This window comes from Paenibacillus sp. 7541 (assembly GCF_002276395.1).
GTDB lineage: Bacteria > Bacillota > Bacilli > Paenibacillales > Paenibacillaceae > Paenibacillus_AQ > Paenibacillus_AQ campinasensis.
Genome location: NZ_NQLZ01000060.1, coordinates 1 through 11375, shown reverse-complemented (window position 1 = coordinate 11375; position 11375 = coordinate 1). Strand labels below are relative to the sequence as shown.

Below are 11375 nucleotides of genomic sequence, written 5' to 3'. Positions count from 1 at the left end.
CCTCTTTTTGTTTGTGCGGGTCGATATGATAGAGCATGTAAACAGAAGATGACATTCTTTGATGGGGGTAGACGTGATGATGAAAGTGCACAAAAAGTTATATACCACCCTGGTACTGTGCCTGGCTCTCGTTGTGAGCCTAAGCGCTTGCGGGAGCGGTGACAGCGCTGACAAGGGGGCAGGCAGCGCAGACGAGAAGATCACGGTGAACTTTGGCTTCTGGGGGTCGGCGCAGGACTTGGAGATTTATCAGCAAGCAGCGAATGCGATTTCCGAGACCTATCCGAATATTGAACTCAAGATCAAGCAATATCCGAGCAGCGAGCAGTTCTGGAATACACTGCCTGGCGAGATTGCGGCCGGCGTTGCCCCGGAATTCATTAAAATGTCCAACGAAGGCGCGTACGAGTATATTAACAAGGGCTTGTTCACTCCGCTCGACGAGCTGATTGAGACGACCGGTGTGGACATGGACCGGTTCATGGAGGCCTCCAAGAACATCTGGAGTGTGGACGGTCAGCAATACGGCATCCCGAACAGCGACATGCCGGCGATGTTTGTTATTAACGAGCAGATGTGGCAGGATGCTGGGCTCGGCGATTATCCGACCACCTGGGATGAAGTGATTGAAGCAGCGAAAGTGCTGAATCAAGGGGATGTGAAAGGGATCATCGTGAACCTCGACGCATTCCATATTACGAACTATGTGAAAAGCTTTGGCGGCGGATGGGGCAATGGCGAAACGATCAATTCCCCGGAGAACGTACAGGCCCTGGAAATGATCATCGACATGTATGAAGAAGGCATTGCAGTTACGCCGAAATCGGTCGGCTTCGGCTGGGACGGCGAAGTGTTTGCCAACAATTTGGGGGCGATGAGCACCGGTGGTTATTGGTACAAGGGCTACCTGAAGGATGCAAATCCAGACCTGAACTATGTGGCACTTCCGGTTCCGAAGGGAACGACGAACGGCAGCACGATGAGCTCTGACGCCTACATGGTGCTGAAGGACGCGAAGAACAAGGAAGCCGCGCTTCAGGCGGCATATTACATGACCAATGACACTACGCAAACCGCGTTTATGGAGCTTGGCTTCAACCCTTCGATTCCGGAGCTGTCGGCTCAATACTTCGAGTTAAATCCGGAGTTCAAGGCCATCGAGCCGGCGCTGGAGTACAGCACGGATTACGGGTATCCAACCGACACGAAGCGTTTTACCGATGAGCTTGTGAAAGAGCTGGAGGGCTTGATTCTTGGCGGCTCCGGCAAGACGGCGCAGCAAATTCTTGATGATATTCAAAGTCAGTTCCAATAAAAGCGCAGGGTCAGGCCGCTCCCGCTTCTGAAACAGAGGGAGCGGCCCGATTTTTGTATAAAAGTATGGACGGGGGGAGACAGATGTCCAATTACAGCAAACAAGCCGGCATAGGCGGCAACAAGATCAGACAGTCCTGGTTTCGGTCGCTGGCCGATCATGATATGACGCTGGGCTGGTTGTTTTCCTTGCCCTTCTTGATCTTGTGGGCCTGGTGGTTCTTATATCCGTTTATTCAGTCATTTGTTCGAAGCTTTCAGGATGCCAACTTTGCGGCGCTGGATCAAGCGCAGTTTATCGGACTGCAGAACTATATCCAGATTCTTCAGGATAAAGAGTTCTTCCGCGCACTGCTTCACTCCTTGCAGATCGTGGCCATCTCGATTCCGATCCAGACGCTGCTCGGATTGCTGCTGGCCATCCTGGTGAATCAGAAATTGAAAGGGAAGGGCATCTTCCGGACGGTGTTCTTTCTGCCGTATATTACGTCGCAGATTGCGATCACGACGGTCTTTATGATGCTGTTCAAGAAAGGAACGTTTCTGACCGAGTTTTTCGGGATGTTCGGGTTCGGCAACGTGACCTGGTTCGCAGATACGAGCTATGCGCTGCTGTTCGTTTGTATCCTGTTTATTTTCCAGCAAGCGGGATTCACGATGATTGTGTATCTGTCCGGTCTGCAGGAGATTCCAAAGGATCTGTACGAGGCAGGAGAAATTGACGGGGCTTCTAAATGGAATAAATTCCGTTATATCACCGTTCCGTACTTGAAGCCGATTACGTTCTTCATCGTGTCTGTGTCCACGATCGCAGGTTTTCAGATCTATGACCAGATTGCCGCGATCTCTCGGTATGGCGCATTAGGCTCGCCGGCAGGGGCGACCAGCACGGTCGTCACGTATTTCTACCAGCACGGCATCCGGTATATGAACATCGGTTACGGCAGTGCGGCGGTTGTGCTGTTCTTTATCATTATTATGCTCATTACGTATCTGCAAAAAAAATTCCTGGACGAGAAGGAGTGAGAGTATGATGACCCGTACGAACGTTCAGCGTCCGCTGATGTATCTGTGGACGATTCTGCTGGGGCTCCTATTCGCCCTTCCTTTTCTCTACACGTTGTACTCGTCCATCATTCCGATGCGGTTTGTGAACACGTTGACGTCACCGGCGAACTGGACGCTGGACAACTTTAAAATCTTCTTCACGAATCCGGCTTATGATGTTCCGCGATGGTTCCTGAATACCGTCATCATGACAGGCGTCGTGGTGGTTGGCAACCTGATCATTAACCCGATGGCCGGCTTTGCACTGGCGAAGCTGAATTTCCGGGGGAAAACGGTGATTTACTGGATTGTGGTTGCGACCATGATGGTGCCGTACCATATGATCCTGATCCCGGTGTACGTGAATGTCGCCCAGCTTGGCTGGCTGAATACGTTCTTGGGACTGACGGTGCCGTTTCTGTATCAAGGGCTGTACATTTTTATGCTGCGTCAATTTTTCATTTCCGTGCCCAATGAGTTTCTGGAGGCTGCTCGAATCGACGGTCTGACCAAGATGGGGGCGTTCTGGCGAATTGTGTATCCGCTGGCTCGTTCATCGCTGATCACGATGTCCATTCTTGCATTCTCGGGCACCTGGAACAGCTATCTCATTCCGAGCACTTTGGCAAACACACCGGAGATGTATGTGCTGGTAGTTGGTCTTAACAGTGTCAAGGATATGTTCTTCGAGAATACGCCGCTTATTATGGCGGGGGTTGTGCTGTCCACGCTGCCGATCATTCTGTTCTTCTTCCTGTTCCAGCGTCAGTATATTGAAGGGATCTCCAGCGCAGGGGTCAAAGGCTGATATTCATCTCGACAGCAGAAATTTATTCAGACAGACAGATGTTCACCGATATTCAGCTGATGGAAGGATACTTGTTCCGGGATGGAGAAACACTGAATGAAGCATACATCATACAGATGGGGGATACATGATGGAATACCGTGTGATTAAAGAAGGCGATCTGTTCTTTCTTACCGGACTTGATGGGGACATTGCTCAAGGGAATGAGCAGGGCCATGGATTATATACGAAGGATACCCGCTTTTTAAGCCGGATGGAGGTGTTCGTTGACGGGCAGAAGCCGTCGCTGCTGTCTTCCGCTGGGGATAAAAGCTATATTGCCAGCATCCGGCTGATGAAGGAAGCCAAGGATGACGGCGCCATCGAAGTGCTGCGGGAGCGGTTCATCTATGACGGCGTGCTGTATGAACGCATGGAGCTCACCAATTACTTCACCTATGATTCTAATATCGAGTTTGCTGTCGCTTTTGATGCGGATTTTCAGGACATGTTCCTTGTCCGGAAGTATCGGACGGGTGAGGTTGGCGCCATGGAGGGAACCCAATTCGGCGAGCGCGAGCTGACGTTCTCGTATGTTGGGGCAGACCAGATGCGAAGACAGACTCGAATCGCCTGGGATCATCCTGAAGGCAAGGCAGACGAGAGTGGAAGCGTCACGTTCTCGCTGCCGATGAAACCGCAGCAGCGTCAGGTGATTACGTTCTGCATAATGCCAGTGTCGGAGCAGCTGGAGCCAGCTCAGTCACTTAGCTATGAAGAGGGGTTGCGCCGTCTGGAAGCTTCTTATGAGGCGTGGTATGAAGGCAGCGCCCGCGTCCAGTCCGATTCCCCGCACTTTAACGGCCTGTTCCAGCGCAGTGTGCAGGATCTTCGAATGCTGACCACCGATGTGGGCTTCGGCAGTATGACGGTGGCCGGTCTGCCGTGGTTTGCCGCACCGTTCGGGCGGGACAGCCTGATTACCGCCTTGTTCATGCTGCCGGTGAATCCGCAGATTGCCATAGGGACACTGCGTACGCTTGCCGCCTATCAAGGGGAGAAGTACGATCCGTGGCGGGATGAACAGCCGGGCAAAATCATGCATGAGATCCGTTATGGTGAGCTGGTTACGACCAAGCAATCCCCGTTCGCACCGTATTACGGAACGATTGATTCGACGCCGCTGTTCCTTATGCTGATCGGTGAATACTACCGCTGGACAGGGGATCTCTCCCTGGCCGAGGAGCTGAAGCCGAACATCATGCGGGCCCTTGAATATATGGATGCTGAGCTTGAAGCTGGCTCGGGCTTCATGGCCTATAAGCAAGAGGCGGAGAAGGGGTTCCCGAATCAGGGCTGGAAGGACTCCGCGAATTCGATCATTCATGAATCGGGTGAATTCGCCGAATCTCCGATTGCGTTGTCGGAGGTTCAGGGATACGTCTACCAGGCACTGAAATCGCTGGTACCGATCTTCACGGAGCTTGGGGATGCGGAGCTTGCCCGGAAGCTGGAGGAAGACGCCGGAGCGCTTAAGGAGCGATTTGAATCGGCGTTCTGGATGGAGGAGGAGTCCTGCTATGCCATCGCGCTGGACAAGAATCTGCGCCAGGTGCGGAGCGTCACCTCTAACCCGGGGCATCTGCTGATGACCGGGCTGCCATCGGAGCAGCGCGCCAAGGCGCAAGCGGGCCGGATGCTGGAGAAGGACATGTTCAACGGCTACGGAATCCGCACGATGAGCACACGCTCGGCAGGTTATTATCCAATGGGCTATCATAACGGCAGTGTATGGCCGCATGACAATGGCATGATTCTGCTCGGACTCGGGAAGATGGGATTCCGGGAAGAGGCGGGAAGCGTCATATCCGGCTTGCTTAAGGCTTCCGGGCATTTTGAATACCAGCGCCTGCCGGAGCTGTTCTGCGGGTACGATGCAGAGCTGGGTTATCCGGTGCCGTATCCGACGACATGTTCCCCTCAGGCATGGGCAGCCGGCACAGCGATTGTATTCCTTCAAGCGATGCTGGGTCTTTACCCGAACGCCGCCAAGAAGGAAATTGCGCTGTCACCTTTCCTGCCGGAAGGGATGAACGAACTGAAGGCCGGGCATATTGCCATCGGCAGCGGGCATCTGTCTGTTCATGTCATTCGCGATGCGGATGCCGGAACAGATGCAGCGTTCAAGGTGGAGGTGCTGGAGAACACAACCGGCTACACGCTTGCAGGAGCATCGCTGTAAATTCGTCAGAGCGCTACCGCAACCAAGGGTGGCCTAACCAAGCCCTAACCAAGCCCTAACCAAGTAAACTTAGCCAAGTAGCTCTACCCGAGTAACCAAGTAGCTCTACCCGAGTAACCAAGTAGCTCTACTCAAGTAACCAAGTAGCTCCACCCAAATAGCTCCACCCAAATAGCTCTACCCCAATGTACAACCTTGGTACCCTTTAGGCCGTTAGGCTGGGGCCAAGGTTGTTGTGGTTCTTTACATTGACAGTCGGAGTAATTCCAGCACGATGGTAGCACCAAGGAAATAAAAAGCTAGAATAAACGATACTTTATGCCGGTTGGATTCTTTAATGTGGGTAAACTCCATATACCCACGATAGAAGTAAGGCAGTCCCAGCAGTTGGGCAAGCAGCGGCTGCGGCTCGCTAAGATCCAGAAACCAAATCGTAGCGATCCCCGGTAGTATCAAGAGCATGGATACGCCAACAAATCTTCTATAGACATCTGAGTCTTTCATGTCCTCCGCATCATAGTACACATGAACCTTTGTAAGAATGACTGTAAGATGACGGCGGCCAAACTAAGAAGAGAATACAGGATTATCATGTGTTCGCTCCTAAATATGATTAAAAATAAAGTCAGATGACCTCATTCAGGCAACCTCTAGATCTTAGTATACCACCCACTCCACCCAATTTGTGGGAATTTCCGACTTGCAGATGGTTACAGTTGAATGTTGGAGAACATATGTTCTATAATGTTTTAGGGGATAAAATATACATATCGTGAATGATAAGGAAGGCAGGAAAGCGATGAATCCATTTTGCCGATATGCGCTGCATCAGATCGAAGTAGCGATTCTGTCCGTCGTTGCGATCATCGATAAGCTCGAGGAGGAGGACCTGCACATCAGGTCAATGGAAGGCAAGCGTTCCGTAGGGGAACTGCTAACCCATATGGCTGTCATCTGTCGGGCGGATTTTCGTATATCCGAAGGGGCGACAGAGGAGGAGATGAGCGCGTTCTACTCGGGTATCGCGTTGGACAATTTGAAAGACATCCAGGCAGAGCTGCTTACAGGCTATTCCTACCTGTTTCAGGAATTCCATGCGATGAGCGAGGAGGAGCTCCAGCGTGAAGTAACCGCCTACTGGGGTGTGAAGTATACGCGGTATGAGTGGCTGCTTGAAATTATGGCGCACTTGTATCACCACCGTGGACAACTGCACACGATGCTGATTCACGGCGGCGGAAAGGACCCGAATGTGCCGCTATTCGAATAGATAAAGCAGAATAGATGACAGGGCAGTAGATCATAGATGACAATTATAAAAGTCCGTCCCTCGGCCGAGGAGACGGACTTTTTTTCTAAGGATATAGATGCTCATCCCATTCTGGAGTTGTGGGAATGGGATGACAACCGGGGAAGAAAGATCAGTACTGCATCAGCAGACTAACGTTTTGCCAACCGGCGCCGACGGTCCAGAAGACCAGGTAGTCACCGCGTTTCACTTGCCCGGCCTGAATGGCCTCATAGAGGGCCAGGAAGGGGCTGGTCGTTGCAGTGTAACCGTATTTGTCTCCGATGTAAGGAACTTTGTCCTGATCAATGCCGAGTTCTTCGGACACTCGCTTAATATTGCCCGTGGTGAACTGGGAGAACATAAAGCCCTTAATATCGTCAGTAGTCATCTGGTTGCGTTCCAGCAGGATCCGAATCGAGTTAACTGCAGATTCAGCGCATACCGAATCATCGAAAGGCGTAAATTGAACCTGAGCGTCCTTAGCTGTAAATTCCTCGCGGTACAGATTCGATAATCCGTGAGCAGGGAAAAGGGAATTGTCGATCACGGACGTATCGGTTTGGTAGATAGAGTCGATCAGACCGCGCGTCCCTTCGACCTGCTCCAAAATAACAGCAACCGCTGACTCGGCAAAATTGGAATAATAGACCGGCTGTTCCGGACTATGGACGGACAAGTAATCAGCTCCGACCACAAGCGCCCGTTCGATTCTAGGGTTGGAAGCCATGTAGCGCGCGGCTTGCTCCACCGCTACAAGAATGCCGGCGCAATTGGCATTGATGTCGAAGCAGGCGGTCAACAGATCGCCTCCAAGCGCATGATGCAGCTTCAGCGCGTTGCTGGGGAGCAAATACTCCGGCGTTTGGGACGTGAAAATGATCAGGTCCACATCTGCGGCTGATAGTCCGCCTTTGTCCAGTGCCCGCTTGGATGCTTCGACAGCCATCGTAAACGTATTTTCTTCCTGATTATCGATAATAAAACGTTTGTTACGGCCCAGAGCGGTTACAAGCCCGGTAACATCCGTGCCTCTTTCCGCAAAATAGTTAATGTAATATTCATTGTCTACTTCCTTGGACGGATGGTAAATTTCGATATCGCGAATTTGTACCCCTCTCATGGCCATCTCTCCTTATTGTTCGATAATTTCGCAGTTGTCCAGCTGTACGCCACGAGCAACGCGACCAAGCTGCATCTTCAGAATCGGGTTTTTGGAAATCCGTAGTGTTACTTTCTTGAAGCCGTCCTTCTTGTACAGCCCGAAGCAGCCTTCCAGCAGCGGGAGTGATTCCGGCGCGGAGACGTTCAGCTTCGTGCAGTCGATGTCGATAGCATATTCCGGTGCGGAAATCGTTGAGATCGCTTTGTTGTAGCCCTCCATGGCAGCCATGCCGTCTTCCGGAGAAAAGGTGCCTTCCACCTCGGCATAAAATACTTTTGCAGCTTGATCGATTTTGATGTTAAAGCTTCCCATGATTTTGTTATCCTCCTATGAACTAGAAATGGTTTTGGTATTATATAGTGCTTCGTTTGAAATAGATAAAATAGGATCATTTATGTTTGAGTGCCTTCAGACGATCCAGGATCGGCGCAGGTTCACTGCCGTCCGTGTTCACCTCGATGATGCAAGGTCCAACTCTCTCCCGGACGAAGCCAGGAATGTCGTCCATATCATCCAGATGACCCACAGACATGGATGGAATTCCGGCGATGCGCATCATGTCAGCGATGGAGATCCGATCCTGCTTGTAATCCGGCATCGTGCGGTTGTACAGAAATTTCTGTCCACGGTCAACGTAGGATAGCATGGCATTGTTAATGATGAAGTAAATGACAGGCAGCTCGTATTCCTTAGCAGTCAGCACTTCCGTCCCATTCATGAAGAACGAGCCGTCTCCCGCAATGACAGCAACCGGACGAGAGGAATCCGCCAAATACAATCCTGGCCCTCCGGCCATCGCTGATCCCATGGCTCCGTAGTTCAGATTAATCTCGAAGTCTCCTCCGGCTGGAATTTCCAAATACTTCAGCACGAAATTGGTGAACTCCCCAATATCGCACACATAACGCGTATCATTCGGCATCACCTTGCTCAGCTTCTCAAGGAAGAGGCGCAGGGATAAGCCAGTATGATTGCGCTGGTAAGCCTCGTTCAGCGGCAATGGCTTCTTATACGAAGCCGAGGATGGCTTGGCATGCTCAAGGAAATAAGGGAGCGCATCCTTGAGATCGGCGAGGACAGGTGCGTCCGTCTTGAACACTTTGCCGATTTCCCTGGCGTCACGATCAACATGAATCACCTTGCGTCCCTCCACGAGCATGTCGTTAAAGTTGCACGTAGAGGCTTCACCCAGGCTCGTACCCAGAATCAGAATGCAGGAAGACTGGGAGGTGGTGACGTATTCCATGGCCGCATCGGTGCTGGAAAACCCGTAGTTTCCTAAGTTAAGCGGAAAATCGCCGGGAATGATGCCTTTAGCCGAAGGTGTCGTAATGATCGGCCACTGCAGCCGTTCGCTGAGCTGCATGATTTCTTCGGCCACAGCCCGTCCGCCGCGTCCGACCATAATGATTCCTTGTTCTGCCTCATTCAGGAGGGACACTGCGTCTTCCAGCTCCTTCGGATTAGAGCGCACGACTTGGAGATCAGCCAGGTTTGGAGCCTCCGGAAGGACATTAGGCGCTTCCATCCGCTGCACATCAATTGGAATCGAAATATGCACTGGGCCAAATGGAGGCGTAAGCGCGATCCTTACCGCTTTATCCAGTTCAGCTAACACATCCGCTTCGTTCATGACGGTGTTGCTGTACTTGGTGATCGGCCGAACGATGTCCTGGGCGTCCATCTCTTGAATGGCTCCTTTGCCGATCTGCCAGCGATTCACATAACCGGTGATGATGAGCAGGGGCGCTTTGGCGCGCATGGCGTCAGCGATTCCGTTCATCATGTTGCCGACCCCGACGGCACCAGCGCCGGCGCAGACAGCCAGCTTGCCGGATGTGCTTGCATATCTGGCGGCCATGTACGCCGCACCGGCTTCGTTCTTAGTAATGATGGGCTTCATGTCTACATCGATCAGCGCGTCGTATATCGGCCCGATGATTCCTGCAGGAATCCCGAATATATGATCCACTCCAACTTCTCTCAAATACTTCAATATGGCTTCGGCTATATTCATGTGCGGAATCCCCCTTGAACTAGAATTGGAATGCGTCGCTGTATTCCTTGACCAACTGTTCTGCCTGTGAAATCTCATCTTCCGAAAAATGATGCAGCTTCCCGATTGAAGCGACAACAACGATTCCGATTACGGTTTCGAGTTGTATGACAGGCACAACCATAATGCTGTCGATTCCGAACAAGAAGAACTCATCGGCAGAGCGCGGATCATTTTTGACGTCCTGCACAACGGTGGGTGAGGGCAGTTCTTGCTCCAGCATTTCCCTCAAGAGGCGATCCTGCTGAATGTAGACCGGATGCTGTGCATGGACGCTTTTCCACTTTTCCACGCCGAGATGGTCGGTCTTCGTTTTCAATACCGGACATAGGCGGCCTTCCCTGATTTCGTGGTAGGCGATATCGGCTACGCCCGTCAGACGCTCAAGCTGTTCAAAAAGCAAGTGCAAACGCTCCATACCGGGCTCTCCTCCTTATTTCTAAATAAGTTGTCGTTGCCATGCGTTTTCGTGTCTTCGTCGTTTCGATTCAGCTTTCTGGAGAACCTGGGCTTGCTTCCTTAGAGTTGGCCGGTCTCTAACCATATAACGAAGTCTTTATGTTCCGTGTAAAAGCAGATCCTCCTCTCGTTGTCATTGGTGCGGGCGGCGTAAAACGGCAAAAAAGTGCAGGCAACATCTCCGGACATGACACACCGTGACCAATAGTGGGCAGTAGGGTGATTATCTCGGTGTCAGGCTTCCACTTTATTTACGGAGATTTAGCCGGGTCCGCAATCCTATACAAGCTTGTAATACACCTTTTATATCGGTTTCGAGGAATCGTTTTTTCATGGGTTTTATGTAAATTGTATGTAAATTCATATTTTATTCACAAAGAATAAGATCCCAATTTTTCAAAATGAAAGGTGGCTGCTGATCTATACTTGTTTCGGGTGTGCTTTGCATGATTATCCCTTTTGATCAGGCAGCGCAGAAACTCAGGAGCAGACACATTCGAAAGCCGACTATATGTGGTTATACTCGAGACAGTTCGGCGTGGAGGCAATAGCGTGCCTCAGGTGTGGCGGTAGAGCGGTTCAAGTAGAGCATAGGGTGTCCAGGTGTGGCGGTAGAGCGACTCAGGTAGAGCATAGCGTGCCACAGGTGTAGCGGTAGAGCGGTTCAAGTAGAGCAGTAGCGTGCCACAGGTGTAGCGGTAGAGCGGTTCAAGTAGAGCAATAGCGCGCTCAAAGTGGCCAGAAGAGTGATTCGAGTGGAAGCAGTAGAATGAATTCAATATCGTGTGACAGTTACAGACGAAGGACTCAGGTTCGCGAACCGATACAGGCTGGTTTAAAAATGAAGGATAAATATGAACGGGATTCGTCTAGGCCCCAACGTTTCAGGGTGTCTTGCTCAGGCTGCGGCTAAGGCGTTCTCTAAGGGCCGATCCGGCTGACGGGCGATCAGCTCCAAGTAGGAGATGCCAGGGATCGCGATGCACATCTGCAGCAACTTCTGCCTCATCGACTCCG

The 11375-nt window shown here is 51.5% G+C and carries 10 protein-coding genes; 5 read left to right on the top strand and 5 right to left on the bottom strand.

Features of this window, described 5'->3' with window-relative positions:
• Window positions 1–76: 76 nt before the first annotated feature.
• The 4 genes from CHH75_RS24315 to CHH75_RS24300 all read left to right on the top strand — a co-directional run bounded on the left by CHH75_RS24315 (window position 77) and on the right by CHH75_RS24300 (window position 5390).
• On the top strand, window positions 77–1315 hold the full coding sequence (locus CHH75_RS24315; RefSeq protein ID WP_095399386.1) for an ABC transporter substrate-binding protein: 1239 nt from the start codon (window positions 77–79) through the stop codon (window positions 1313–1315).
• 83 nt (window positions 1316–1398) lie between these two features.
• A complete protein-coding gene (locus CHH75_RS24310) occupies window positions 1399–2340 on the top strand; it encodes a carbohydrate ABC transporter permease (protein WP_095264484.1) in 942 nt (313 codons plus the stop codon).
• Window positions 2341–2344: 4 nt separating this feature from the next.
• The gene (locus tag CHH75_RS24305) at window positions 2345–3169 is read left to right on the top strand and encodes a carbohydrate ABC transporter permease (protein WP_095264486.1); all 825 of its coding nucleotides are present in this window, start codon (window positions 2345–2347) and stop codon (window positions 3167–3169) included.
• 130 nt (window positions 3170–3299) lie between these two features.
• Window positions 3300–5390 carry an amylo-alpha-1,6-glucosidase gene (locus CHH75_RS24300; protein ID WP_095399385.1) on the top strand — a complete coding sequence of 697 codons (2091 nt, stop codon included), beginning with the start codon at window positions 3300–3302 and terminating at the stop codon, window positions 5388–5390.
• 243 nt (window positions 5391–5633) lie between these two features.
• On the opposite strand, the gene CHH75_RS24295 is transcribed toward CHH75_RS24300, so the two are convergent.
• Complete coding sequence (locus CHH75_RS24295) at window positions 5634–5852, bottom strand: hypothetical protein (RefSeq protein ID WP_141235882.1); 219 nt, start codon at window positions 5850–5852, stop codon at window positions 5634–5636.
• Window positions 5853–6189: 337 nt separating this feature from the next.
• On the opposite strand from CHH75_RS24295, the gene CHH75_RS24290 reads away from it, so the two are divergent.
• Window positions 6190–6660, top strand: a complete 471-nt coding sequence (locus CHH75_RS24290; RefSeq protein WP_095264499.1) for a DinB family protein — start codon at window positions 6190–6192, stop codon at window positions 6658–6660.
• A gap of 151 nt (window positions 6661–6811) precedes the next feature.
• Here CHH75_RS24290 and CHH75_RS24285 read toward each other — a convergent pair whose 3' ends face one another.
• The 4 genes from CHH75_RS24285 to CHH75_RS24270 form a co-directional block, all read right to left on the bottom strand.
• Window positions 6812–7801, bottom strand: coding sequence for a ketoacyl-ACP synthase III (locus CHH75_RS24285; RefSeq protein ID WP_095264491.1), 990 nt, complete (start codon window positions 7799–7801; stop codon window positions 6812–6814).
• Between the two features lie 12 nt (window positions 7802–7813).
• Window positions 7814–8155 (bottom strand): hypothetical protein, encoded by a 342-nt coding sequence (locus CHH75_RS24280; protein ID WP_095399384.1) that lies wholly within the window; start codon window positions 8153–8155, stop codon window positions 7814–7816.
• 76 nt (window positions 8156–8231) lie between these two features.
• Window positions 8232–9860 carry a thiamine pyrophosphate-binding protein gene (locus CHH75_RS24275; protein WP_095399383.1) on the bottom strand — a complete coding sequence of 543 codons (1629 nt, stop codon included), beginning with the start codon at window positions 9858–9860 and terminating at the stop codon, window positions 8232–8234.
• A 19-nt stretch (window positions 9861–9879) separates the two neighbouring features.
• The gene (locus CHH75_RS24270) at window positions 9880–10317 is read right to left on the bottom strand and encodes a GAF domain-containing protein (RefSeq protein ID WP_095264497.1); all 438 of its coding nucleotides are present in this window, start codon (window positions 10315–10317) and stop codon (window positions 9880–9882) included.
• Between the last annotated feature and the right edge of the window lie 1058 nt (window positions 10318–11375).

Bases quoted from the DNA above. Each gene is read 5' to 3' on its own strand.
- CHH75_RS24315 (WP_095399386.1), top strand. From the start codon at position 77: ATGATGAAAGTGCACAAAAAGTTATATACCACCCTGGTACTGTGCCTG.
- CHH75_RS24290 (WP_095264499.1), top strand. From the start codon at position 6,190: ATGAATCCATTTTGCCGATATGCGCTGCATCAGATCGAAGTAGCGATT.
- CHH75_RS24300 (WP_095399385.1), top strand. From the start codon at position 3,300: ATGGAATACCGTGTGATTAAAGAAGGCGATCTGTTCTTTCTTACCGGA.
- CHH75_RS24285 (WP_095264491.1), bottom strand. From the start codon at position 7,801: ATGAGAGGGGTACAAATTCGCGATATCGAAATTTACCATCCGTCCAAG.
- CHH75_RS24305 (WP_095264486.1), top strand. From the start codon at position 2,345: ATGATGACCCGTACGAACGTTCAGCGTCCGCTGATGTATCTGTGGACG.
- CHH75_RS24280 (WP_095399384.1), bottom strand. From the start codon at position 8,155: ATGGGAAGCTTTAACATCAAAATCGATCAAGCTGCAAAAGTATTTTAT.
- CHH75_RS24275 (WP_095399383.1), bottom strand. From the start codon at position 9,860: ATGAATATAGCCGAAGCCATATTGAAGTATTTGAGAGAAGTTGGAGTG.
- CHH75_RS24295 (WP_141235882.1), bottom strand. From the start codon at position 5,852: ATGCTCTTGATACTACCGGGGATCGCTACGATTTGGTTTCTGGATCTT.
- CHH75_RS24310 (WP_095264484.1), top strand. From the start codon at position 1,399: ATGTCCAATTACAGCAAACAAGCCGGCATAGGCGGCAACAAGATCAGA.
- CHH75_RS24270 (WP_095264497.1), bottom strand. From the start codon at position 10,317: ATGGAGCGTTTGCACTTGCTTTTTGAACAGCTTGAGCGTCTGACGGGC.